The organism is Mycolicibacterium canariasense (assembly GCF_002101555.1).
Taxonomy (GTDB): Bacteria; Actinomycetota; Actinomycetes; order Mycobacteriales; family Mycobacteriaceae; genus Mycobacterium; species Mycobacterium canariasense.
In genome coordinates this window covers 1-22,547 of sequence record NZ_LQOL01000096.1, presented here as the reverse complement: position 1 = coordinate 22,547, position 22,547 = coordinate 1, and the positions used below count along the sequence as shown (strand labels likewise).

Here is a 22,547-nt window from a genome sequence, read left to right as displayed (position 1 = left end):
GCCTTCTTGGTCAAACCACACGCCGCCGAGATGTCGGCCGCGGCGTATTCCCAGCCGTCGATCGCGGCGTGGGCGGTGCCGTCGTCCTCGTCATCGCAATGCCGGGCGACGATCGCGGCGATCACCGCCAACCGCTGCGCCGCGGCGAGCGCTTCGGCGCGGGTGGCTGCCCGCAGCGCATCGATCAGCGCTGCGACGTCCTCTTCGGCCGATTCGAACATGTGTTCATACTACGTCCGGTTGCCGACAACCAACCGCAGGAATTCAACGGCCCCAACACATTCGACCGCTGTCGCTGAATAGTCGCTCAGAGGTGGGCAACCGACACACCACCACCCGTCAGACGACCTCGACGCCGGCCGAACGCAAGGCGTCGAGCGCCTCCGCCGTACTCGTCGGTGCCACGCCCGCGGTGAGGCCGAGCAGCACGCGGGTGCGGAAACCCTCGGCCGCCGCGTCGGCCGCGGTCGCCTTCACGCAGTAATCGGTGGCGATACCCACCACGTCCACCTCGTCCACCCCGCGTGACCGCAGCCACGAGGCCAACCCGGTACCCGACGCGTCGGCGCCCTCGAAACCGCTGTAGGCGGCCGCATACTCACCCTTGGTGAACACCGCCTCGACGGCCGACGGGTCGAAGTCCGGATGGAACTGCGCCCCGGGTGTGCCCACCACGCAATGGCGCGGCCAGGACGTCTGGTAATCCGGCTCGTCGGAGAAATGCGAACCGGGGTCGATGTGGTGATCCTTGGTGGCCACCACATGGTCGTACTCGTGCGAACCCAGCAGCGCGGTGAGCGCGCGGGCGACCTCGGCTCCACCGGCCACGGCCAGTGAACCACCCTCGCAGAAGTCGCGTTGCACATCGACGACGATCAAGGCTCGCATGCCGAAAGCCTAGCCGCCGAACAGCAGGTACAGCCCGGTGAACGTGTAGCCGACCATCACCAGCATCATCGCCAGCTGACCGGTCAGCTGATGGCGTTTGGGCAGCACCCGCAGCGCGCAGTCGTGTGCGGCGATCACCCCGGCGATGTGCCCGACCACCACGAAAAGCACCTTGGACGTGGCCAGCACCGACGGATGCAGGGACAGCACGTAGTACACCGCAGCGTCATGCATCCCCAGCAGTGCGTACACCGTCTGCTGGCCCTTCTCGACCAGATAGGTCAGATAGTGCGCGAAGACATAACCGATGACGATCGGGATCAGCGAGTGTGCCATCAATCCGGGCAGCCGCCGGCGCAAGTCCCGATCGACGCCGCCGGTCGCCCGGGCCGCCGCACTGAACGTCACCGCGACCGTCAGCACGAAGACCACCAACCCGGCCGTCTTGAAAGCCGTTGCCTGCCAGGCGCCGGAGGTGTGCGCGTCGACGAACCCGCGCCAGGCGGGCGTCGCCGAGAAACTGTCGAAGGCGGTGGACCCGAGCAGCACCGCCAGCACGGTCACCGACGCCGGCCGGATCGGCAGGGTGGGCAGGTGGTTGAACGGATTGCCGAGCGCGACCCGGCCGTCGGGGTTGCGGCGCACCGGCGCGCACCGCGAGGCCACCACGCTGTACACCTCGAACGGATCGGCATGCGAGCACCAGCGCGTACCGAACGCGATAACCCCGCCCAGGGTGACACCGAGGTAGATGAGCAGCCAGATCTTCACGGCGGCAAGCGAACCCGGGTCCGGGCTGGCCAGCTCGAGCCAGACGAAGGCGAACAATCCGAGCGCCGCGGGCCAGTAACCCAGCCCGGTGGGGTAGGAATCACCCCGCGTGCGGACCAGCCGGGCCACCGTCCGGACCGGAGACACCGCCCGCCATACCGGACCGAAAAGCACTGACAGCGCGACGGTTCCGACCCACAGCAGCACGTAGAACACGCCCGGCAGCGCGTTGGACGAATTCTGCGGTCCCAGCACGGCGGCCGCCGCCACCCACACCGCGAACCCCAACCCCAGCAGGCCGACGGTCCACCGGGTCGCCTTTGCGTCGACGACCGACGTCACCCAGCGCGGCAGCGGCCGTCCCGGCGTCGCCGGATCGAAACGCGGCTTCCGCCACGCCAGCGCCACCACCGCGAAGGTGAAGGTCAGCGCCCAGGCCGCCCCGATCAGCGCGTAGGTCAGCGGGATCGGAAGGTCGGTGGAACCACCGAGCCCGTGCGCCAGTACGGTCACTGCACCGTGATGGTCGCGACCGTCTTGTCCAGGTGGTGCAGTTCGACGTCCACCCTGCCCGGCACGTCCACGGTGAACTGGAACGCCTGCCCGTTCTCCGGCTTGACGTCGAAGGTGTGTTCCGGGTTGGAGTGCACGTGCAGCTGATCGGCGGCATCACTGTTGACCCGCACGATGATCGGCTGCTTGACCTTCGCCTGGACCTGCTGATTGGTCGGAGTGACGTTGCCCCCGGCGATGGTGACGTCGATGACGACCCGCTCCGGCGGGGACTGCTGGTCGGTCATCTCCGGGGCAGCGGTCCCGGTGTTCGCCGACGTGCCGGTGTTCTCCGATGACGTCGAACCACCGCAGCCGGCGACCAGCAGGGCGACCGCACCCACGGCGGTCAGTGTCTTCACAAGCTTCACGCTGAGTCATCCTCTTCGGTCGAACCTGGGCTCTCGCTGTCAGACCCGTCATCGGGGCCGGCCCGCCGGTCGCGCATCGCTACCCAGGCCACCACGCCGGCGACCACGACGGCCGGTGCGAACGCCGGCAGCGCCAGCCAGAGCGAGTGGTCGGCGAGAACCGTCACGACTGCCCGACGGGTTCCCGGGTATCGGCGGTGCTGTGCTGCTCACGCGAATTGATCCGTCCCGCACCCCAACTCAGCAAGGCCACCAGGATCAGCGAGCACACCAGGACCACCAGCGAGGCGGCGCTGTACAGCCAGGACGGGACGTCGAGATTGCGTTCGCGCTGCAACACCGTGATCTCCTCGGTGAAGTCGCGCGTGGTCGAGGCCAGGGCCGGGGTCTCCTCGGCGCCGATGCCGGGGTCGGCGGGCAGGAAGATCGGCACGGCGGCCATGGTCCGGCCGTCCTGCACCCGCAGCACCGTCTTCCAGGTTCCCCAGACCGGGAGGGGCCGCGTCGAGCGGTAGTGGCCGGGGCCCACCTTCTCCAGGTGATCGATGACCAACCCGCGTTCGTGGTCGAGCTTGCCCTGCCAGGCCAGGATGGACACCCACTCCGGGTCGTCGCCGATCAGGTTTGCCGGGGTGATCCGGACGTCGGCGTTCGCCAGCCGCTGGCCGTCCGGGCTGGGTGCGTCGGTCAGCGTGATCTGCGCGCTGGCGTTCTCGGGCACGGTGACATTGAGCCCGTTGGCGACGGCGCCGCCGATGACCAAGACCGTGGCGACCACGATGCCGATCCCGACGGGGCGTCGCGGCAGCTTCTGTCCGGTGAGGACGACGGCCAGCAGCGCACCGCACATGCCCATCCCGATGGCCACCGGGACCGACATCGCCAGCGCCTCGCCCCACATGCTCTGCGGCCACGGGTTGCGGAAGACGGCGTCGATCCAGAATGACTCCAGCCACATGCCCACGGATCCCACGCCCAGGCCGGCGATGGCGCCGAAGGCAATGGGACGGTTGACAAGTGGGGTCAGCGCGATCAGCTCCACCACGATGGCCGAGCCGAGGTAGAGCGCGAACCAGCTGTACGGCCCACCCAGCACCGGGCCGACGGCGAAGGCCACCAGGCCGCGGATGAGCAGGGCGAAGGCAATGGCGCCGAACGTCGCGAAACGGCCGAGCAGGAGCCGGGTGGTGACCAGCGCCATGGCCGCCGCCGCGGCAATCAGCATGGGATGCAGCACCAATCGGAACTGCTCGACACCGAAGTCGTATTCGACGGGGAACACCGACAAGCCGATGACCAGCCCGCCGCAGGCCAGGTACGCCAGGATGCTGCGGCGTTGCACCGGCGCGTCGGCGCCCATCGCGATATCGCCTTCCCGCGTCAGCAGCAGCGTGGCCACCAGGGACAGTCCCGCCCCGCCGATCAGCATCAGGTGGGTCGGGCCCCACAACGTCACGTCCTGGCCGAAGATCCGGTGCCAGATGTCGTCGAGCGGAAAACCGATGAGCGCGTACAGGCCGCAACCGGCCATCAGGATGCCGCCCACGGGCGCGTACCAGGTCCGGGTGATCTTCACGGCGGCCGGGCCCGGCTTGTCGTAGGGCAGGATGATCGCCAGCGAGCCGGCGATGAACAGCAGGAACAGGCCGATCAGGATGAAGTAGTGGGCCGGGTTGGCCAGCGGCCCGGAGTCGCGGCCTTTGCCGATGTGCAGGCTGACATCCCAGATGAAGCCGAACATCGCGCAGATGATCGTCGAGGTGAACAGCAGTGCGGGCAGCGCCACCCAGGGCGGCCGGTTCATCTTGCGGCCGGCCAGCTCCGCCAGGTTCTGCAGCCAGGTGATGCGCCGTTGCCGGTGCAGGTAGCCGATCCAGAGCAGGCCCGCGGTGATGATGGCGGTGGCCACCGACATGCCGATCACCTGGTCCAGCGCGGCACCCCCGCCTTCGGTTCCGGCCGCGGCCGAAATCGAGACACCGTCTGCGATGTGTTGCGCCATTTTCCCGCCCCGCTACGTCGAAGAGCCTGTACCTACTCGTCGGTAATGTTGACAGAAAGCTGTATCCGAAACCAGGGGTACCGTTTGTTTCCCTGAACGTGATCGCTTTGCTGGCGACTGGGTAGCCCCGATGGCCGCTAGCCTGAGTGCGATGAAGCTCGCCGGGCTGCGCCAGCGCGACGGCGTCACCTGCGGTCCCACCGTGGCGGTGGTGGCCGGCGCCCTGCTGGACCCGGACTACCGCGCGATCCTGGAGCAGCCGCACTTCCACGACGAGCAGGGCCGGGTGCACCGGCTGGTCAATCGGATCTGGCCGCGGCGCCTGGGTGCGACGCCGGCCGGGGTGGCGCGGGCGATCAACGTGCACAGCCCGGTCCGGTACCGCTGGCGGGTGTTCCGGGGATTGCTGCCCGGCATCGGCGACGACCTCGCGGATGTGCTGGGAGCGGTGGGGTCCGGGCGGCCGGTGGCGGTGCTCGTCGGCCGGTTCGTCCCGCGGCATTGGGTGCTCGTCGTCGACGCCGGAGAGGGCCGACTGCACTGTTATGAGCCGAGTTCCGGACAGGTGCGCGCCGTCGCGATGGACACCGTCCGGCGCGGCGGGCTGACCGGTCTGGGCTTCCCGACCCCGTTTGCCTTTGTGCTGCCACGGACCGATGTAACCTGCCGGACGCGTTGCGTCTGCTAGCTCGTCAAACTATAGTCTGGACACATGTCCAGGATGGCCCCGCTGCAGTTCAGCGGATCGAGCTGACGTGCGCATCGCCCTTCTCTCCTACCGGAGCAAGACGCATTGCGGTGGCCAGGGTGTGTACGTGCGGCATCTGTCCCGCGGGCTGGTCGAGCTCGGCCACCAGGTAGAGGTGTTCTCCGGACAGCCCTATCCGGAGGGCCTCGACCCGCGCGTCACGCTGACGAAGGTGCCCAGCCTGGACCTGTACCGCGAACCGGATCCGTTCCGGGTGCCGCGCCCGAGCGAGATCCGGGACCGCATCGATGTGCTGGAGCTGCTGACCATGTGGTCGGCCGGCTTCCCCGAGCCGCGCACCTTCTGCATGCGGGCCGCGCGCATCCTGGCCGGGCGGCGCGACGACTTCGACGTGGTACACGACAACCAGAGCCTGGGCGCCGCCCTGCTGGGCGTCGCCAAGGACATCCCGCTGGTCGCCACCGTGCATCACCCCATCACGCGGGACCGGGTGCTCGAGATGGCTGCCGCCCCGTGGCGGCGCAAGCCGCTGGTGCGGCGCTGGTACGGGTTCGCCGAGATGCAGAAGCGGGTGGCCCGTCGCATCCCGGAACTGCTGACCGTCTCCACGACCTCGGCCGCCGATATCGCCGAGGACTTCGGGGTGTCGGCGGACCAGTTGCACGTGGTGCCGCTCGGGGTGGACACCGAGCTGTTCCGGCCCGCCGAGCATCGGGTGCCCGGGCGCATCATCGCGATCGCCAGCGCCGACGTGCCGCTCAAAGGCGTGAGCAACCTGCTGCACGCGGTTGCCCGGCTGCGTGCCCGGCACAATCTCGACGTGCAGTTGGTGTCCAAGCTCGAACCCAACGGCCCCACCGAGAAGCTGATCGCCGAGCTCGGCATCTCCGATATCGTGCACGCCTCCAGCGGGCTGCCGGACGAGGAACTGGCCGGACTGCTGGCGTCTGCCGAGATCGCCTGCATCCCTTCGTTGTACGAGGGTTTCTCGCTGCCGGCGGTGGAGGCCATGGCCAGCGGTACGCCCATCGTGGCCAGCCGGGCCGGGGCGCTGCCGGAGGTGCTGGGCCCCGAGGGTGAGTGCGCGCGCCTGGTGCCGCCCGGCGATATCGACCGGCTCACCACGGTGCTCGGCGAACTGTTGGACTCCCCGGCGCAGCGCCGCACGCTCGGTGCGGCCGGCCGGCGACGGGCGCTGGACGTGTTCAGTTGGGAATCCGTGGCCGCCCAGACGGTTGCGGTGTACGAGAAGGCGATCGAGAGGATGACGTCGTGCTGACCGTCGACTATGACCGGCTGGGCGTCGGCCCCGGCACCTCGGTGATCGACGTGGGCTGCGGGGCCGGCCGGCACTCGTTCGAGGCCTACCGGCGCGGCGCCGACGTCATCGCCTTCGACCAGAGCGTCGAGGACCTCAACGATGTGGACGCCATCCTGACCGCGATGAAGGAGCAGGGCGAGGCCCCGGCCGGGGCGCGCGCTGAGACGGTCAAGGGTGATGCCCTGGACTTGCCCTACGCCGACGGGGCCTTCGATGTGGTGATCGCCTCGGAGATCTTGGAGCACGTGCCCGCCGACGATCGGGCGATCGCCGAACTGGTCCGAGTGCTCAAACCCGGTGGCACGTTGGCGGTGACCGTGCCGCGCTGGTTGCCGGAGAAGGTGTGCTGGCTGCTGTCCGACGAATACCACGCCAACGAGGGCGGTCACATCCGCATCTATCGCGCCGACGAACTGCGCGACAAGATCACCGCGCGCGGGGTGACGTTCGCGCACGCCCACCACGCCCACGCGCTGCACGCTCCGTTCTGGTGGCTGAAATGCGCTGTCGGCGTTGACAAACCGAAGCATCCGGCGGTCACGGCCTACCACAAGCTGCTGGTCTGGGACATGATGAGCCGGCCGTGGCTGACCCGCGCCGCCGAGGACCTGCTCAACCCGCTGATCGGCAAGAGCGTGGCGCTGTACTTCACCAAGCCGGCCTGATATGCCGCGCCTCGAGATTCCCGGCGTGCCAGGTGTGTTGACTCCGCGCCAGTGCCGCCAGACGGCGGAGTCGATCGCCGCCGTCCAGGAATCCGATGGTGCCGTGCCGTGGTCGGTCGGCGGTCACACCGACCCGTGGGACCACGTGGAAAACCTGATGGCCCTGACGGTGGCCGGGCTGGTCGAGTCCGCCCGCGCCGGATTCGAGTGGTGCCGCACCACCCAGCGGGCCGACGGTTCCTGGCCGATCCAGGTGCGCGACGGAGTCGTCGAGGATGCCAACACCGACAGCAACTTCTGCGCCTACATCGCGACCGGGGTGTGGCATCACGTGCTGATCACCGGGGATCGGCGGTTCGCCGTGCACATGTGGCCGACGGTCAGCCGGGCCATCGACCTGGTGCTCGACATGCAACTGCCCGGCGGCCAGATCAGTTGGGCCCGAAGCGAAGCCGGCATGATGAATGAGGCGCTGCTGACCGGCTGTGCCAGCATCTACCACAGCATCCGGTGCGCGCTGGCGCTGGCCAACTATCTCGGCGAAGCGCAGCCGGAGTGGGAGGTGGCGGTCGGCGCGCTCGGCCACGCCATCGCCGATCACCCGGAAGCCTTCGCCCCCAAGGACTCCCATGCGATGGAGTGGTACTACCCGGTGCTGGGTGGTGCGGTGCGCGGGGCCGCGGCGCACGCCCGCATCGCCGAACGCTGGAACGACTTCGTGGTGGACGGCCTAGGAATCCGGTGCGTGGACCATCGGCCCTGGGTGACCGGCGCCGAGACCTGCGAGCTGGTGATGGCGCTGGACGCCATCGGTGCCCGTGCCGAGGCGCACGAGCAGTTCGCGGCCATGCAGCATCTACGCGAAGAGGACGGTTCGTACTGGACCGGGCTGGTGTTCGCCGACGGGAAGCGCTGGCCCGAGGAGCGCACCACCTGGACCGGTGCGGCGATGATCCTGGCCGCCGACGCGCTGTCCGGCGCCACCCCGGCCAGCGGCATCTTCCGCGGGGTCGGGCTCCCTCGCGGACTCGAAGGCGAATTCGACTGCGCCTGTGCGGCTTCCGGTCGTTAGCCGACCCGCTCCAGCAGCCGCAGCGAGCGCGTCACCGACACCTCGCGGAACTCGCCGGAATCGATGGCCCGGCGGTAGATGTGATACGGGGCCTGGCCGCCGTCGTTCGGGTCGGGGAAGACGTCGTGGATCACCAGGGCGCCGCCCGGAGTGACCCAGCGGGCCCAGCCGTCGTAATCCCGCTGGGCGTGCTCCTCGGTGTGGCCGCCGTCGATGAACAAGAACTGCAACGGACTTCCCCAGATCTGCGCCACCACCGGGGACTTCCCGACGATCGGCACCACCTGGTCCGCCAGCCCGGCCAGGTCGAGGGTGCGCCGCAGCGACGGCAGCGTGTCGAAGCGACGGGTCACCGGGTCGACCAGCGTGGTGTCGTGGTACTCCCAGCCGGGCTGGTGTTCCTCGGAACCGTGGTGGTGGTCGACGGTGTAGATGGTGCCGCCGACCTGACGGGCCGCCGCGCCGAGCAGGACCGTGGACTTGCCGCAGTAGGTGCCGATCTCGACCCCGACGCCGCCGGAGAGGTACCGCACGGCTGCGTCGTAGAGCGCGCGGCCCTCGTCGGCGGGCATGAAACCGGTGACCGTCTCGGCGAACTCGAAGAGCCGCGCGGCGTCGGGCGGCAGAGCGGTGTCGGCTGCACTCATGGCAGTCAACCTACCGTTGCCGGTACCCGGTTGTTGTAGTAGCGTCCAGACACGTGTCCGACGCGGCTGTGGAGTCGACTCGGCGTCGTCTGAGTGCCAAACAGGCCGATACCGTCGAGCGACTCGGCAATGCCGCCATCGACCTGCTCAATCGCGAAGGCTTCGGCGCGCTGACCGTGCGCCGGGTGGCCGCTGACGCGGGCGTGGGCGCGGCCACCGCATATACCTATTTCTCCTCGAAGGAACACCTTGTCGCCGAGGTGTTCTGGCGCCGACTGGCGGCCTCGCCGCCCACCGAACACGGTGACGGCGACGCGGTGGTCCGGGCCAGCGAGGTGTTGCGCCACATCGCCCTGTTGGTGGCCGACGAACCGGAATTCGCCGGCGCGGTGACCAGCGCCCTGCTGGCGCGCGATCCCGACGTCGAAGTGCTGCGCCAGCGCATCGGCCGCGACATCCGTGAGCGGCTGCTGACCGCGCTGGGAGCCGAGACCGATCTGGACGTCATCGAGTCGTTGGAACTGCTGTATTCCGGTGCGCTGGTGCGGGCCGGCATGGGGTATGTGTCCTATGCCGATATCGCGCCCCGGCTGGAGCGCTCAGCCCGGCTGATTCTGGGCTGAGGTCACCACGCCCAGCACGGCCACCGAGGCGGTGATCGCCGGCTCCAGGATGTCCTGCACGGGCCGGCCGTCCTCGACGGTCAGCGCGGTCAGCTCGCGCAGCCCGCCGAGCAGGATGACCGCCAGTGGACGGGACACCGGTGCCAGGCCGGCCCGGCGGAATCCGTCGCTGTCGGAAAGATCGATGAGCATCTCGGTCAGCGCGCTCATCGCCGAGCGCTGGATGGTGCGCACCGAGGAGCCGAGCGCCGGCAGCTCGCGGATCCAGCTGAGGGTGATCTCCGGCCGCGCCGCGATGTGCTCGACGTAGGAGTTTGCGGCCTGGCGGATCTGGTCGCGCCACGGGGCCTGCGCGTCGACGGCGGCCCGGATGCCCGCGATGAGCTCGTCGTTGTTGGCGCGCAGCAGTTCGACGAAACACTGCTCCTTGTCGGTGAACTCGCCGTAGAAGGTGCGTTTGGACGTTCGGGCGTGACGCACGATATCGGCGACCGTGGTGGCCCGGTAACCGCGTTCGGCGATGGACGCGGCCAGGCCGTCGAGCAGGCGGGCGCGGAACGTCGGAGCAGCGGGTGCGGCCATGTTCTACTCCAGACTCTTGCGCTCACTCGGTACCGGGGAGTACCGTATCGCACACGCCACTGGTACAGAGCAGTACCACCGCAGGGTCTGGAGCGCGCATGACTGAGACAGCCAGCCGAACGAGCACCGAGATAACCGTCGAGCAGTCCGCTGCAGGCGGGGTCGGACACCTTCCTCCCGGCCCGCGCATCGCCCGCCCGCTGCAAGGCTTCGCCTTCGCACTGTTGCGCAGGCAGATGACCGACCACCTGATGCGGCGCCACGGGGCCGCGGTCACGGTCAGCCTGCCGGTGTACGGGCAGACGGTGATCATCGCCGACCCGCAGTTGGCCAAGCAGTTGTTCGCGGCCAACACCGACGATGTCGGCAATATCCAGCCCAACCTGTCCCGGGTGCTGGGCCCGGGCTCGGTGTTCGCCCTGGACCGTGCCGAACACCGCCGCCGGCGCAAGCTGTTGACCCCGCCCTTCCATGGCAAGAGCGTCAAGAACTACGAGCGCATCTTCGAAGAGGAGACGCTGCGCGAGGCGGCGAACTGGCCTGTCGGTCAAGAATTTTCGACGCTGGAACCGATGATGCGAATCACCTTGAACGCGATCCTGCGGGCGGTGTTCGGCGCCGACGGTGCGCACCTGGACGATTTACGTCGCATCATCCCACCCTGGGTGACGCTGGGCTCGAGGGTGGCCACCCTGCCCGCCCCGAAACGCAACTTCGGGCGCTGGAGCCCGTGGGGGCGACTGGCCGAATACCGGCGCCAGTACGACGCGGTGGTCGGCCGGCTGATCGACGACGTGCGCGCCGACCCCGGGCTGGCCGAGCGCGACGACGTGCTCGCGCTGTTGTTGCGCACCACCTATGAGGACGGCACGGCCATGTCGCGCCAGGATATCGCCGATGAGCTGCTCACGCTGCTGGCCGCCGGGCACGAGACGACGGCGTCCACGCTGGCCTGGGTGTTCGAACGGGTCAGCAGGCATCCGCAGGTGCTGGCCCGGCTTGTCGAGGAGGCCGATTCCGGTACCGCGAACGAGTACCGGCAGGCCGTCATCCTGGAAACCCAACGGGTGCGGACCGTCATCGACCTCGCCGGAAGGCACGTCTACGCGCCGACCTTCCAGTTGGGTGAATGGGTTGTCCCGCAGGGGCATTCGATCATGGTGAGCCTCACCCAGCTGCACAAGCGGGAATTCGCCGACGCGGACCGGTTCGACCCGGAGCGGTTCATCGGCACCCGGCCACCGCTGGCCTGGGTGCCCTACGGCGGTGGCACGCGGCGCTGTGTCGGCGCGGTGTTCGCCAATGTCGAGATGGATGTGGTGCTGCGGACGGTGCTGCGCCACTTCACCATTGCCCCCACCACCGCGCCCGGTGAGGCGGTGCACTCCAGGGGAGTGGCCTACACACCGAAGCGCGGTGGCCGGGTCACGCTGGCCAGGCGCTAGGTATCAAACCGCCACGGCGGTGCGGTGAATCACACTTCGGCGCGCTTCGGCAGCTTCCAGCCGGGCCGCGGGAAGTGGCAGGTGTAACCCGACGGGTAACGCACCAGGTAATCCTGATGCTCCGGCTCGGCCTCCCAGAAGTCGGCCTCGGGTACCACCTCGGTCACCACCTTGCCGGGCCACAGGCCCGAGGCGTCCACGTCGGCGATGGTGTCCAGCGCGACCCGCTTCTGTTCGTCGTCGACGTAGAAGATCGCCGAACGGTAGCTGCTGCCCACGTCATTGCCCTGCCGGTCCTTGGTGGACGGGTCGTGGATCTGGAAGAAGAACTCCAGCAGCGCACGGTAGTCGGTCTGCGCCGGGTCGTAGATGATCTCCACGGCCTCGGCGTGGCCGGGATGGTTGCGGTAGGTGGCGTGGGCGTTGCGCCCGCCGGTGTAGCCGACCCGGGTGGACACGACACCGGGCTGCTTGCGGATCAGGTCCTGCATGCCCCAGAAGCAGCCGCCGGCCAGGATCGCCTTCTGGTAGTTGCTCACTTGTCCTCCTTGGTCGTGAAAAGGGTCCGGTACTCGCCGTAGCCCTGCTCCTCGAGATCGTCGAGGTGGATGAACCTCAGCGAAGCCGAGTTGATGCAGTAGCGCAGCCCACCCCGGTCGCGCGGCCCGTCGGTGAACAGATGGCCGAGGTGGCTGTCGGCATTGGCCGAGCGCACCTCGGTTCTGATCATCAGGTGCGAGAGGTCGCGCTTTTCCACCACGTTGGCTTTCTCGATCGGCTTGGTGAAGCTGGGCCACCCGCTGCCGCTGTCGAACTTGTCGACCGAGGCGAACAGCGGCTCGCCCGACACCACGTCGACGTAGATACCCGGTTCGTGGTTGTCCCAATACTCACCGGTGAAAGGCCGTTCGGTGCCGTCGCGCTGGGTCACCCGGTATTGCTCGGGGGTCAGGGCCTGTACGGCCGCCGGGTTCTTGTTGTAGGTCATGTCTAGATAACCGCGCCGGCGTTCGGTTGGTTCCCGCTCCCGGGCCGCTCAGCTGGTCGGCGCGGGTGCCAACAGTTCCACCTGGCGGTCGGTGAGCAGCGGGCGGACCCGCCCCATCACCAGCTCCTGGTAGTGCGGTGACGCCAGGTGCTCGTCGAGGGCCGCCGCGTCGCGGTAGTGCTCGACGAGGACGAGGTGGGTCGGGTCGAGGACACTTTGAAAGGCCTGGTAGTCGAGGCAGCCGGGCTCGGCCAGGGACTGCGGCCGTAGCGCGGCGATCTGCGCCAGCACCGTGTCGAGCGCGTCGTCGGTGGTGTGCCAGTGCGCCAGCACCACCACTGGGTCGGTTGCCCCCATCAGGCCCGCTTCAAGGCGTCGACCAGGGCCTGGCCGACCAAGGAACCCGATTGCGGGTTCTGGCCGGTGATCAAGCGCCCGTCCACGACCAGGTTGGGATGCCAGGGGTCGGTCGCCGTGTAGACCGCACCTTCGGCGCGCAACGCGGCTTCCAGGTCGAACGGAACGTCCTTGTCGGCGTAGCCGTCCTCTTCGGCGGTCGAGAAGGACGTCAGGTTGCGGCCGCGCACCAAGGGGGAGCCGTCGGCGAGGGTGACGCCGAGGAACGCCGACGGCCCATGACAGACCGCCGAGACGATCAAGCCCGCGTCCCAGGCGCGCCGCACGGTGTCCTGAACCTCGGGGTTGCCGGTGATGTCCACCATGGGCCCGAGTCCGCCGGGGACGAAGACCGCGTCATAGTCCGCGACGTCCACCTCGGCCAGCCGGCGGCTGCGTCCCAGTCGGCGGTACGCCTTGCTGTCGAGGAATGCGGTCTGTTCGGCATCGTCGGCATCGAATCCGTCCTCCGGTGGCCGGCCGCCTAGGGGGGAGCAGAATTCGACGGCGACACCGGCACGGTCGAGCACCGAGAAGGGATGCGCGATCTCCGGGAAGAAGAATCCGGTGGGCCGGTTGTTCGGGCCGATCACCGCCGCGTTCGTCACGACGACCAGGACATAGGGCATGCTCACGGTTCGAGGATGCAGCACGTTCCGGCCGCCGCGTACCGTGTTCCGGTCCGGCCGTTGCCCATTCGGGGCCGATATGCCCGGGGCTCGGGTGTCACTCAGTCCATCGCAATGAGTTCCAGCTGGATGTTGTCCGGATCGCGGAACACCACGGTCGAGTACGTGAGCGGCTCCGTCTCGTCCACGATTCCGGTGTGATCGACCCCGAGCTCGTCGAGCCAGGCGGTCCACACTTCCAGCGCCGCCCGCCCGGACACCCCGAACGACACGTGATCCAAGCCGGTGTGGGCCTCGTCGAAGCGTTCCCCGCGGTTGCCGGTGTTGGTGTGCAGCCCGAAGATCAGGCCCGACCGGGGCTCGGGCAGCAGCACGCTGTAACCGGTCTCCTCGCGGCCGTAATGCGGGACGGTGATGTCCAACTTCTCGGTCCGGAAGACCCGCTGGTACCACGCGACGCTCGCCGCGAGATCGGTGACGGTCAACGACACGTGATGCACGCCGCGGAAGCAGGCGTCGGTGGGAGCAGTCATCGTCCGATTCTGTCCTTGCGCCCGGCGCGCAGGTGCGGTTTTCGGGGCGGCGAGTCGATACCCGCCAGAGCCAGGCCGAAAGGCGTCATGCCATCCCCGCAGGGCCCCCGCCATCAGCACATTCACAGTAAGCTGGCCTGGCAACTGAGCTGGCCGGCTCGGCCGGTCGATGATCCGGAAATGGTGGACGGACTGTGCCGAACGGTCCAGTCGATATCGGGGGCGGCGGTGCGGTGTCCACCGCCGGTCGGTTGCGCATCCAGATTCTGGGGCCGTTGCGGCTGTGGCGGGACGGCGTCGAGTCGGATGCCGGGCCGCCTCAGCAGGCGTATCTGCTTGCCCTGCTGGCAGCTCGGGCGGGCCGGCTCAGCAGCACGGCCGAACTCGTCGACTTCCTGTGGGGCGAGGACGCCCCGGCCAGCGCACTCAACGTGGTGCACAAGTACATCGGTGCACTGCGCCGACTCCTGGAACCCGAGTTGCCCACGCGCCGAGCGGGATCGCATCTGCTGCGGCGCGGCAACGGCTACATGTTCACCGCCGCGGCCGGCGAGTTGGATCTGATCGCCTTTCGCGAGTTGGTGTCCGTGGCCGAAGAGGCCCTGCGACAGGATCGCCCGCAGGAGGCGCTCGATTCCTACGCGGCGGCCCTGCGCCGGTGGGCTGGGCCGACCGGCGACGGGCTGGCACCCGGTCCCGCCGCCATGGCGGTCTTCGCCGCACTGAACGACGAGTTCTGCTCCGCCTGCACGGCCGCGGCCGATCTCGCGGTGCGACTCGAGCGGCCGGAGGCTGTTCTTGCGGCGCTGCAATTGGCAGCCGAACTGGCCCCGTTGCACGAGCCCGTCCAGGCGGGTCTGGTCAGCGTGTTGGGCGTCGCCGGGCGGCAGGCCGAGGCGTTGTCGGTGTTCCGCACCGTGCGGCGCCGCCTCGCCGACGAATTGGGTTTGGATCCGGGTCAGGCGCTGCAGGACGCCCATCGCCGGGTGCTGAATCCGGTGCCGGCTCCGGTCGACCCCGACGCGGCCGGAGCTCTGGTGGGCCGGATCGAGGAGATCACCGTGCTGCGTCATGCCGTGGCCGCGGCGTACGCCGGCCGCGCCGCGCTGGTCATCGTCGAGGGCGAGCCCGGGGCCGGCAAAACCCGCCTGCTGCAAGAGATCACCGACGAGGTGACGACGGCACGGGACGCGGTCATCGCGTGGGGGAGCTGTCTGCACGGCGACGGAACACCATCGATGTGGCCGTGGGTACAGGTGGTCGGCGCGGCGCTGTCCACATTGCCCGACGCGCTGGAACGAAAATGGCGCGCCGGTGATCTGGGCCGGCTGGTCGAGCCGCGCGATGCCGTGCCGGCCGGTGCGGCGCTGACCGACACCGGCGCGCAGTTCCGGCTCTTCGAGTGTGTCGTGGAGCTGGTCGGTGAGGTCGCAGCGCGGCACCCGCTGTTGATCGTCGTCGACGACCTGCACTGGGCCGACGCCGCGTCGTCGCAGCTGTTCGCGCATCTGGCCACCCGGCTGCCGGGCGGCGTCGCGGTGATCGGCACGCTGCGTGACCGGGCGCCGGCCGCCGGTACCGAGATGGCCCGAATGCTCGCCGCGGCAAGCCGTGCACCGGGTCACCGCCGCATCGCGCTGGGCTCCCTGGACCTTGCGGAGGTGGCCGAGCTGGTCCGGCGCGAGGTCGGTCGCCGCCCCGGCGACCGATTCGTGCGCGATATCCACACCCGCACCGCGGGCAACCCGTTCTTCGTACGTGAGCTGTCCCGGTTCCTCGACGACCGTGGCGCACTCACCGTGGGCGACGCGGCGCGCGCGGGTGTGCCGGCGACCGTGCGCGACGTCGTCCGGGATCGGCTGGCACCGCTGGACGACGGCGTCAAACGACTGCTGCAGATCGCCGCCCTGATCGGTCGGGATGTCGATATCGCCTTGCTGGCCGAAGTCGCCGGCCTGGCCGTACCGGACTGTCTGGACCAGCTGGAGCCGTTGCGCGGCTTGGGAATTCTGGAGCCCGCGCCGCAGACCCCGCACTGCTACCGATTCGCCCACGACCTGGTGCGCGAATCGGTCGCCGCGGTCACCCCGCCGGGCCGTACCACGACGCTGCACCTGCGCATCGCGGATGCCTTGGAGAACAGTGAATCCGGATCCGATGCCACCGCCGAACGGCTGGCCTTCCACCTGTGGTCGGCAGGGCCACTGGCCGGACCGGCCCGCACCGTCTGCGCGTTGATCAGGGCCGGCAGTTGTGCCGCAACGAAATCCGCGCTCGCTGCGGCAGAGCACCAGCTGCGCTCGGCGGTCCGCGTTGCGCGTGCCGCGCGGCTGGCCGAGCTGGAACTGGCCGCGCTGTTCCAGCTGACGGCCGTGGTCGGGATGCGATCGATGTATGGCACCGCCGCGGTCGATCTGCTGGAGCGTGCCGAACAGCTCGCTCGCGACCTCGGCCGTGACGTCGAGGCCGCGGGCTTCCTGTTCTCCCGCTGGAGTGCGCATCAGCAGGCCCTCGAACTGCACCGCAGCGGCGCGTTGGCGCGGCGGCTGCTGGAACAGGGATACGCGTCCGCCGACCCGATCGTGCACACCTACGGATTGCAGGCCTGGGGTCTGCATCAGTGGGATGTCGGCGATATCGGCGCCGCTTTCCGGTACCTGAGCCAGACCGAGGCAGCGCTGCTCGACGGGCTCGCCCAGTCCGAGCAGGATCCCGTGCGGGGAGACCTTGAGCTCCTGATGACCGGAATGCTGGCCGAGATCAGCGCTCTGCACGGCGATGTCGGCGCGGCGCGGGCACTGCTGGACACCCTGGAGTCGGTGGCCGGGGAGAACCCGTACCGGGTCACCATCTGGGCCACCATGGTCGCCCGGATCGCGACCATCGTCGGGGATCCGGGGTGGGCACTGCTGGGCGCGGAACGGGGAATCTCGGTGGACCCCGGTTTCACCTTCGTCTTCCTCGGCACCTACCAGCGGCTGGCCCGGTGCTGGGCACAGGCGATGTCCTCGGACGAACCGAGCACCGTCGCGGCCGCCATCGCCGAAACGCAGCGGCTGATCGCCGCCAACCTGCTCGACCCGCCCCGCTCATGCGTGGCCATGTGGTACGTCCTGCTCGGCGAGATGCAGCTGGCGGCCGGATCTTTGGATGCCGCCGCGGCGACGCTGGACCGCGCCGAGTTCTATCTCGACGCCTTCGGGCAGCGCTACCCCGAAGGGTTGCTCGCGCTGTTGCGCGCGCGGCTACTGCATGCCCGCAACGCCCCGGCCGCCCAGGTGCGGGCCGCCGCCGAGGCGGCGCGCCGGCTGTCCGGCGAGCGGGAGGCCGGGCTTTTCGTCCGCCGTGCCGAGCAGTTCTTGGCCGAACTGCGCTGAGGCGAGCGATCCACTGCGCATCCACTGGGCGTCCACACGGACCGAATACGGTGTGGCCGGTGCCCTCGTGGTGCCCAGATGCCCTCCCGGAAGGCCACGTATGGCGGATATCGTCTTCATCCACGGGCTGTGGATCTCGTACACGGCATGGCAACCCTGGATCGAGTACTCTTCACCGCCGCCGGGCATTTCGCGGCCGTGATCGAGCAGTTCGACACCTCACCGGTGGCCATCGGCCATTCGTTGACCGTCGACCACCGCTGGCACCAGGTTGCCGACGTGGTCCTGAGTTGGCTTGCGGACAAGGATTTCTCCGGAGAGGGGCGATGATGATCGAGGTGACGCGGTTGGTGGCCGAACTCGGCCGGTCGACGGGCCGCCCCGGTACCGAGGTGAGTGCCTGGCCCGGATTGACCATCGAGCGGTTCACACGTCCCATGCCACCACGCTGGAACGAGATCCAGCCGCTGTCCTTCGGGTTGATCGCCGGTGAGATCTCGGGACACGACGCGGTGAGCTACGCGGTACTCGGCGGTCGGCGAGAAGTCTTGTCCGGCGTGCTGGATGCCGCCCCGACCCGCCCGGTCTTCTGCCTGCTGCTGCCGATCGACCCGCACCTGGTCCGGTCGACCCTGTCCAGCATGCGCCGCCCGGCGTCCATCCCCGGACCGGCCAGCGATGTGTGTGCGGCCGATCCGGAGGTGGTGAACAGCGTGGTGCGCTTTCTGCGGGCGCTGGTATCCGTCGACGACCGCCGCGTCCTGGCGCCACTGCACCTGCAGGAGTTGGTGTACCGGCTGCTGCAGGGCCAACAGCGCGCCAGAATGGTGAATCTCGCTGTTGCACAGTCTGTTACGAACCCCATGGGGTCCATCCTGGATTACATCGCCGACCACCTGACCGACCCGTTGACCGTCGACACGCTGGCCGCGCAGGTGTGTCTCAGCCCGTCGGCCTTTTCCAGGGGTTTTCGGGAACTGACCGGTCGCTCGCCGTACCGCTACGTCAAGGAGAAGCGGCTGGACCGGGCCAGGCAGCTGCTGGAGGAGGGGCAGTCCGGGGTGGCGGTGGTGTCGCGCGAGGTCGGCTACAGCAGCGTGTCGCACTTCATCAAGGAGTTCCAGTCGCGCTTCGGCGACACCCCCGGCCGTTACTCGAGCACCGCGGCCTGCGGTTGGATCGACGCTGCCAGCTGACTCCCAGTCAGTCGGTACATTCGATTCATGGCAAAGGCCCTGGCCCTGGTTGTGCTCCTGGTGGCGCTCGCCGGTTGTGCCGGGGGTCCGCCGGCCCTGGACCGGGCGGCACCGGCCGCTCCGGCGGCGCCGGCTCCCGAATCGAAGCTCACCGACGCCGGCGGTGGCCCGCCGTTGGCGCCGCCACAGGTGCCCGACGCCAAGCGCGACATCGTCAAGACCGCGACGGTGACCATCACCGCCGCCGACCCGCCCGCCGCCGCCGACCGGGCCGCCGAGATCGCGACGACGGCGGGCGGCCGGGTGGACAACCGGTCCGAGGATGCCGGTTCGGGTACGGGCCGCGCGCACGTCTCGCTGATCCTGCGGGTGCCCGCCGCGAAACTCGACGCCGCGTTGACCGACCTCAAGAAGCTGGGCACCGTGGAGAGCGTGCAGATCACCTCCGACGACGTGACCGCGCAACGGGTGGACCTCGACGCACGCATCACCGCGCTGCAGACGTCGGTGGACCGGCTGCTGGGCATCATGCGCGATGCCAAGGACCCGGAGGCCCTGATCAAAGCCGAAGAGGCGCTGTCGCAGCGGCAGTCCGACCTGGACAGCCTGCGGGCACAGCGGGCGGCGCTGGGCGCCCAGATCGACTACAGCACGCTGAACGTGGAGATCCGCGCCGAGCGGGTCGGCGGCCCCGCTCCCGAGCAGTACCACGGCTTCTTCGGGCAGATGGAACGCGGCTGGGATCTGCTGGTGAGCGCCCTCTGGCAGACCCTGCTGGCCGTCGGGCTGCTGCTGCCATGGCTGGCGGCGGTGGGCGTGGCGGGCGGCATCGGGTACGCGATCGTGCGGCTGGTCCGATCGCGGCGGTCCTGAAGATCTCGACAAGAGCTGCTAGAACGTGTTCTAGTTTGAGATGTGACGAGCAGGTTGTTCACCCGCGATGAGCTGACAGAGGCATTCGCACGGTTCGAGCGGACGGTCGCCAGGGCCGCCGAGACCCGGGACTGGGATCCCTGGGTGGACCAATACACCCCCGATGTCGAATACATCGAACACGCCGCCGGCACCATGCGCGGCCGCGAAGAGGTGCGTCCGTGGATCTGGAAGACCATGGAGTCCTTCCCCGGCAACCACATGACCGCCTTCCCGGCGCTGTGGACGGTGATCGACGAGCCCACCGGCCGGGTGATCTGCGAGCTGGACAACCCGATGCGCGATCCCGGCGACGGCACGATCATCAGTGCCACCAACATCTCCATCGTCACCTACGCCGGTGACGGCCTGTGGCGGCGCCAGGAGGACATCTACAACCCGCTGCGGTTCGTGTCGGCGGCGACGAAGTGGTGCAAGAAGGCCGAGGAATTGGGCACCCTGCCCGACGAGGCGGCGGCCTGGATGCGGCAGATGGGGCAGATGAAGTGACGACTTCCCTGGTGATCGGCGGCAATGGCTACCTGGGGTCGCACGTGGTGCGCTGTCTGGTCGAGGACGGCGAAGACGTACGTGTGATGGTGCGCCAGGGTGCCGACACCATCGGCATCGACGACCTGGAGGTGGCGCGTTTCGTCGGCGACATCTGGGACAACGAGGTGTTGCGGGCGGCGATGACCGGAGCCGACGTCGTCTACTACTGCGTCGTGGACACCCGCGGCTGGTTACGCGATCCGTCGCCGTTGTTCCGCACCAACGTCGAAGGCACCCGCAACGTCCTGGACATCGCCACCGAACCCGAAATCGCCTCGCACCTGAAGAAGTTCGTGTTCACCAGCAGCTACGCCACGGTGGGGCGGCGTCGGGGCCGGGTCGCCACCGAGGACGACGTGATCTCGGAACGGGGATTGACGCCGTACGTGCGGTCGCGGGTGCAGGCCGAGAAGCTGGTGCTGCAGTACGCGCGCGAGCGCGGGCTGCCCGCCGTGGCCATGTGCGTGTCCACCACCTACGGCGGAAAGGACTGGGGCCGCACCCCACACGGTGAGATCATCGCCGGCGCCGCCTTCGGCAAGTTGCCCTTCGTGATGAGCGGAATCGAGTTGGAGGCGGTCGGCGTCAACGATGCCGCCCGTGCCCTGATCAAGGCCGCCGCGTTGGGCCGGGTCGGGGAGCGCTACCTGATCTCGGACAAGATGATCAGCAACGCCGAGGTGGCGCGGATCGCCGCGGAGGCGGCCGGTGTGCCCGCACCGGCGAAATCGATCCCCCTGCCGCTGACCTATCTGCTGGCCGCCATGGGCACCATCAAGGGCAAGCTGAAGGGCACCGACGAAAAGCTGTCGCTGGCGTCGCTGCGCCTCATGCGCGCCGAAGCCCCGGTCGATTGCACCAAGGCCAGGCGCGAACTCGGTTGGGAGCCCACGCCGGTGGAGAACGCCATCCGTGAGGCGGCCCGGTTCTGGGTGGGCCTGCGAGAAGCGCGGCGCAAGAGCAAGACCGGCTGAACACCACGCCGGTGGGTGTTCAGCGCAGCCGGCGTGGGGTGCCGGCGGCGCTAGCCTCGGGTGGTGACCGACAACGTGAAGGTCGACCTCAGCGGCGCGCCCCAGACCATGCTCGCGACGTTCTACGCCAAGGCCCTCGACGCCGACCTGCCGAATTCGATCCTGCACGATCGGTGGGCCAGGCAGATCGTCGACCGCATCGACTACGACTGGACCCGCACGACGATGACGGCGGGCCGGTCACCGGCCGTGACGACCCGCTCGGCCCACTTCGACGAGTGGACCCGCCAGTTCCTTGCGGTCCATCCCGAGGCGGTCGTGCTGCACCTGGGCTGCGGGCTGGACAGCCGGTTCTTCCGGGTGAATCCGGGAGCCGGGGTGCTGTGGTACGACGTCGACTATCCCGAAGTCGCGGCCCTGCGTGAGCGGCTCTACCCCATTCCTGGGGCGAGCGCAGCGACGGGGGAAGCGGCTGGGGCGAGCGCAGCGACGGGGGATGGATCTGGGGCGAGCGCAGCGACGGGGGATGGATCAGCGCGGTATCGCCTGATCCAGACCTCGGTCACCGATCCTGCCTGGCTGGCCGAAATTCCGGCCGACCGCCCGGTCCTGATGCTCGGCGAGGGACTGACCATGTACCTCACCGAGGCCGACGGTATGGCGCTGCTGCGACGTATCGTCGACCGATTCCCCTGCGGGGAACTACAATTCGATGCCTTCAACCGATTCGGCATCAAGGCGCAGTGGACCAACCCCGTGGTGCGCAGAGCCGGGGCGACCCTGTACTGGGGAATCAACCGGCCCGACGAGATCGTCGCGGCGGTGCCCGGTGTGCGACTGCTGGCCTGGCAGTCGCCGTTCGAGACGGCCGGCTTCCGGCAGGTGTCACTGCCGTTGCGACTGATGGCCCGGGCGATGTCGGCGCTACCGGCCACGAAATATATGTCGCAGTACCACCGCTACGCGTTCTGAACCTGCTGCACCGGTCTTTGCCACAGCCGCCGGCCCTTGGTCCAAGGGAGTCCGAGTATCCGCGAAAAATCTTGCGATAGCGAATGATCTGCGTCACACGCACGCGTGGTGCGTAACTCACAGTGTCGTTCCCGGTTTGCCACAGCCAGACGGCAGCAATGCCCTGTTTGATCGGTGCCGACAGGGAGGAGGGCGCGGTGATCTCGTTCGTCATACCGACGCTGAACGAAGAGAAGACGCTGGAACGGACCCTGCGCAACGTGACCTCGTTCTCCGGGGAGCACGAGGTCATCGGGCTCTTCATGATTGAGGGTGTAGAACGGTCAGCTGCTGTCGGCCTGTGATTGGGGTGTCTGGTTGGCTGGGTGTG

At 68.8% G+C, this 22,547-nt stretch carries 26 protein-coding genes and 1 pseudogene; 14 read left to right on the top strand and 13 right to left on the bottom strand.

Annotation, left to right across the window (positions count from 1 at the left end):
- The 6 genes and pseudogenes from AWB94_RS31060 to AWB94_RS31040 form a co-directional block, all read right to left on the bottom strand.
- Positions 1 to 221: pseudogene (locus AWB94_RS31060) on the bottom strand (HNH endonuclease); the annotation flags it as partial.
- Between the two features lie 118 nt (positions 222 to 339).
- Positions 340 to 888, bottom strand: a complete 549-nt coding sequence (locus AWB94_RS31055; protein ID WP_062659995.1) for a nicotinamidase — start codon at positions 886 to 888, stop codon at positions 340 to 342.
- A 9-nt stretch (positions 889 to 897) separates the two neighbouring features.
- Positions 898 to 2,172 (bottom strand): hypothetical protein, encoded by a 1,275-nt coding sequence (locus AWB94_RS31050; protein ID WP_062659996.1) that lies wholly within the window; start codon positions 2,170 to 2,172, stop codon positions 898 to 900.
- Positions 2,169 to 2,582 carry a hypothetical protein gene (locus AWB94_RS31045; RefSeq protein ID WP_062659997.1) on the bottom strand — a complete coding sequence of 138 codons (414 nt, stop codon included), beginning with the start codon at positions 2,580 to 2,582 and terminating at the stop codon, positions 2,169 to 2,171. The genes AWB94_RS31050 and AWB94_RS31045 overlap by 4 nt, the downstream gene beginning before the upstream one ends.
- Entirely contained in the window at positions 2,579 to 2,749 is a 171-nt protein-coding gene (locus tag AWB94_RS35385) for a hypothetical protein (RefSeq protein WP_165605427.1), read from the bottom strand. The genes AWB94_RS31045 and AWB94_RS35385 overlap by 4 nt, the downstream gene beginning before the upstream one ends.
- Positions 2,746 to 4,584 (bottom strand): hypothetical protein, encoded by a 1,839-nt coding sequence (locus AWB94_RS31040; protein WP_062659998.1) that lies wholly within the window; start codon positions 4,582 to 4,584, stop codon positions 2,746 to 2,748. Before AWB94_RS31040 ends, AWB94_RS35385 begins: the two co-directional genes overlap by 4 nt.
- A gap of 151 nt (positions 4,585 to 4,735) precedes the next feature.
- Between AWB94_RS31040 and AWB94_RS31035 the strand changes: the two genes are divergently transcribed.
- The 4 genes from AWB94_RS31035 to AWB94_RS31020 all read left to right on the top strand — a co-directional run bounded on the left by AWB94_RS31035 (position 4,736) and on the right by AWB94_RS31020 (position 8,351).
- The gene (locus AWB94_RS31035; RefSeq protein WP_109762667.1) at positions 4,736 to 5,272 is read left to right on the top strand and encodes a hypothetical protein; all 537 of its coding nucleotides are present in this window, start codon (positions 4,736 to 4,738) and stop codon (positions 5,270 to 5,272) included.
- A gap of 67 nt (positions 5,273 to 5,339) precedes the next feature.
- Positions 5,340 to 6,572, top strand: a complete 1,233-nt coding sequence (locus AWB94_RS31030) for an MMP alpha-(1->4)-mannosyltransferase (RefSeq protein WP_062660000.1) — start codon at positions 5,340 to 5,342, stop codon at positions 6,570 to 6,572.
- On the top strand, positions 6,566 to 7,279 hold the full coding sequence (locus AWB94_RS31025; protein WP_062660001.1) for a class I SAM-dependent methyltransferase: 714 nt from the start codon (positions 6,566 to 6,568) through the stop codon (positions 7,277 to 7,279). Before AWB94_RS31030 ends, AWB94_RS31025 begins: the two co-directional genes overlap by 7 nt.
- A 1-nt stretch (position 7,280) precedes the next feature.
- Positions 7,281 to 8,351, top strand: a complete 1,071-nt coding sequence (locus AWB94_RS31020) for an MMP endo-(1,4)-3-O-methyl-alpha-D-mannosidase (RefSeq protein ID WP_062660002.1) — start codon at positions 7,281 to 7,283, stop codon at positions 8,349 to 8,351.
- On the opposite strand, the gene AWB94_RS31015 is transcribed toward AWB94_RS31020, so the two are convergent.
- Complete coding sequence (locus AWB94_RS31015; protein ID WP_062660003.1) at positions 8,348 to 8,998, bottom strand: class I SAM-dependent methyltransferase; 651 nt, start codon at positions 8,996 to 8,998, stop codon at positions 8,348 to 8,350. The two genes, AWB94_RS31020 and AWB94_RS31015, sit on opposite strands and share 4 nt — an antisense overlap.
- Before the next feature lie 53 nt (positions 8,999 to 9,051).
- On the opposite strand from AWB94_RS31015, the gene AWB94_RS31010 reads away from it, so the two are divergent.
- Positions 9,052 to 9,621, top strand: a complete 570-nt coding sequence (locus AWB94_RS31010) for a TetR/AcrR family transcriptional regulator (RefSeq protein ID WP_062660004.1) — start codon at positions 9,052 to 9,054, stop codon at positions 9,619 to 9,621.
- Here AWB94_RS31010 and AWB94_RS31005 read toward each other — a convergent pair.
- Complete coding sequence (locus AWB94_RS31005) at positions 9,598 to 10,203, bottom strand: TetR/AcrR family transcriptional regulator (RefSeq protein ID WP_062660005.1); 606 nt, start codon at positions 10,201 to 10,203, stop codon at positions 9,598 to 9,600. The genes AWB94_RS31010 and AWB94_RS31005 overlap by 24 nt on opposite strands.
- Before the next feature lie 98 nt (positions 10,204 to 10,301).
- Here AWB94_RS31005 and AWB94_RS31000 point away from each other — a divergent pair, with 98 nt between their 5' ends.
- Positions 10,302 to 11,648, top strand: coding sequence for a cytochrome P450 (locus AWB94_RS31000; protein ID WP_062660006.1), 1,347 nt, complete (start codon positions 10,302 to 10,304; stop codon positions 11,646 to 11,648).
- Between the two features lie 29 nt (positions 11,649 to 11,677).
- Here the strand turns inward: AWB94_RS31000 and msrA are convergent, their stop codons facing one another.
- The 5 genes from msrA to AWB94_RS30975 all read right to left on the bottom strand — a co-directional run bounded on the left by msrA (position 11,678) and on the right by AWB94_RS30975 (position 14,194).
- Positions 11,678 to 12,187, bottom strand: a complete 510-nt coding sequence (msrA, locus tag AWB94_RS30995) for a peptide-methionine (S)-S-oxide reductase MsrA (protein WP_062660007.1) — start codon at positions 12,185 to 12,187, stop codon at positions 11,678 to 11,680.
- Positions 12,184 to 12,636, bottom strand: a complete 453-nt coding sequence (gene msrB / locus AWB94_RS30990; RefSeq protein ID WP_062660008.1) for a peptide-methionine (R)-S-oxide reductase MsrB — start codon at positions 12,634 to 12,636, stop codon at positions 12,184 to 12,186. Before msrB ends, msrA begins: the two co-directional genes overlap by 4 nt.
- A 48-nt stretch (positions 12,637 to 12,684) precedes the next feature.
- Positions 12,685 to 12,993, bottom strand: coding sequence for a putative quinol monooxygenase (locus tag AWB94_RS30985; RefSeq protein WP_062660009.1), 309 nt, complete (start codon positions 12,991 to 12,993; stop codon positions 12,685 to 12,687).
- A complete protein-coding gene (locus AWB94_RS30980; protein WP_062660010.1) occupies positions 12,993 to 13,661 on the bottom strand; it encodes a type 1 glutamine amidotransferase domain-containing protein in 669 nt (222 codons plus the stop codon). Before AWB94_RS30980 ends, AWB94_RS30985 begins: the two co-directional genes overlap by 1 nt.
- Before the next feature lie 101 nt (positions 13,662 to 13,762).
- Entirely contained in the window at positions 13,763 to 14,194 is a 432-nt protein-coding gene (locus AWB94_RS30975; RefSeq protein ID WP_062660011.1) for a VOC family protein, read from the bottom strand.
- Positions 14,195 to 14,388: 194 nt separating this feature from the next.
- Here AWB94_RS30975 and AWB94_RS30970 point away from each other — a divergent pair, with 194 nt between their 5' ends.
- The 8 genes from AWB94_RS30970 (at position 14,389) to AWB94_RS35380 (ending at position 22,521) form a co-directional block, all read left to right on the top strand.
- On the top strand, positions 14,389 to 17,571 hold the full coding sequence (locus AWB94_RS30970; RefSeq protein ID WP_234811949.1) for an ATP-binding protein: 3,183 nt from the start codon (positions 14,389 to 14,391) through the stop codon (positions 17,569 to 17,571).
- A gap of 147 nt (positions 17,572 to 17,718) precedes the next feature.
- On the top strand, positions 17,719 to 17,901 hold the full coding sequence (locus tag AWB94_RS30965; RefSeq protein WP_131805453.1) for a hypothetical protein: 183 nt from the start codon (positions 17,719 to 17,721) through the stop codon (positions 17,899 to 17,901).
- Positions 17,901 to 18,767 carry an AraC family transcriptional regulator gene (locus AWB94_RS30960; RefSeq protein ID WP_165605428.1) on the top strand — a complete coding sequence of 289 codons (867 nt, stop codon included), beginning with the start codon at positions 17,901 to 17,903 and terminating at the stop codon, positions 18,765 to 18,767. Before AWB94_RS30965 ends, AWB94_RS30960 begins: the two co-directional genes overlap by 1 nt.
- A 60-nt stretch (positions 18,768 to 18,827) precedes the next feature.
- Positions 18,828 to 19,640: a DUF4349 domain-containing protein gene (locus AWB94_RS30955; RefSeq protein ID WP_409366003.1), complete on the top strand. Its 813-nt coding sequence runs from the start codon at positions 18,828 to 18,830 to the stop codon at positions 19,638 to 19,640.
- 42 nt (positions 19,641 to 19,682) lie between these two features.
- Positions 19,683 to 20,189: a nuclear transport factor 2 family protein gene (locus AWB94_RS30950; protein ID WP_062660015.1), complete on the top strand. Its 507-nt coding sequence runs from the start codon at positions 19,683 to 19,685 to the stop codon at positions 20,187 to 20,189.
- Positions 20,186 to 21,205, top strand: a complete 1,020-nt coding sequence (locus tag AWB94_RS30945) for an NAD-dependent epimerase/dehydratase family protein (protein WP_062660016.1) — start codon at positions 20,186 to 20,188, stop codon at positions 21,203 to 21,205. The genes AWB94_RS30950 and AWB94_RS30945 overlap by 4 nt, the downstream gene beginning before the upstream one ends.
- A 108-nt stretch (positions 21,206 to 21,313) precedes the next feature.
- Positions 21,314 to 22,177 (top strand): class I SAM-dependent methyltransferase, encoded by an 864-nt coding sequence (locus AWB94_RS30940; protein WP_062660226.1) that lies wholly within the window; start codon positions 21,314 to 21,316, stop codon positions 22,175 to 22,177.
- Between the two features lie 197 nt (positions 22,178 to 22,374).
- On the top strand, positions 22,375 to 22,521 hold the full coding sequence (locus AWB94_RS35380; RefSeq protein ID WP_165766700.1) for a hypothetical protein: 147 nt from the start codon (positions 22,375 to 22,377) through the stop codon (positions 22,519 to 22,521).
- Positions 22,522 to 22,547 lie beyond the last annotated feature (26 nt).

Coding starts and splice junctions, on each gene's coding strand:
- AWB94_RS31055 (WP_062659995.1), bottom strand. CDS start 888: ATGCGAGCCTTGATCGTCGTCGATGTGCAACGCGACTTCTGCGAGGGT.
- AWB94_RS31040 (WP_062659998.1), bottom strand. CDS start 4,584: ATGGCGCAACACATCGCAGACGGTGTCTCGATTTCGGCCGCGGCCGGA.
- AWB94_RS31035 (WP_109762667.1), top strand. CDS start 4,736: ATGAAGCTCGCCGGGCTGCGCCAGCGCGACGGCGTCACCTGCGGTCCC.
- AWB94_RS31020 (WP_062660002.1), top strand. CDS start 7,281: ATGCCGCGCCTCGAGATTCCCGGCGTGCCAGGTGTGTTGACTCCGCGC.
- AWB94_RS31015 (WP_062660003.1), bottom strand. CDS start 8,998: ATGAGTGCAGCCGACACCGCTCTGCCGCCCGACGCCGCGCGGCTCTTC.
- AWB94_RS31005 (WP_062660005.1), bottom strand. CDS start 10,203: ATGGCCGCACCCGCTGCTCCGACGTTCCGCGCCCGCCTGCTCGACGGC.
- AWB94_RS31000 (WP_062660006.1), top strand. CDS start 10,302: ATGACTGAGACAGCCAGCCGAACGAGCACCGAGATAACCGTCGAGCAG.
- msrB (WP_062660008.1), bottom strand. CDS start 12,636: ATGACCTACAACAAGAACCCGGCGGCCGTACAGGCCCTGACCCCCGAG.
- AWB94_RS30985 (WP_062660009.1), bottom strand. CDS start 12,993: ATGGGGGCAACCGACCCAGTGGTGGTGCTGGCGCACTGGCACACCACC.
- AWB94_RS30980 (WP_062660010.1), bottom strand. CDS start 13,661: ATGCCCTATGTCCTGGTCGTCGTGACGAACGCGGCGGTGATCGGCCCG.
- AWB94_RS30975 (WP_062660011.1), bottom strand. CDS start 14,194: ATGACTGCTCCCACCGACGCCTGCTTCCGCGGCGTGCATCACGTGTCG.
- AWB94_RS30965 (WP_131805453.1), top strand. CDS start 17,719: ATGGCAACCCTGGATCGAGTACTCTTCACCGCCGCCGGGCATTTCGCG.
- AWB94_RS30960 (WP_165605428.1), top strand. CDS start 17,901: ATGATCGAGGTGACGCGGTTGGTGGCCGAACTCGGCCGGTCGACGGGC.
- AWB94_RS30940 (WP_062660226.1), top strand. CDS start 21,314: ATGCTCGCGACGTTCTACGCCAAGGCCCTCGACGCCGACCTGCCGAAT.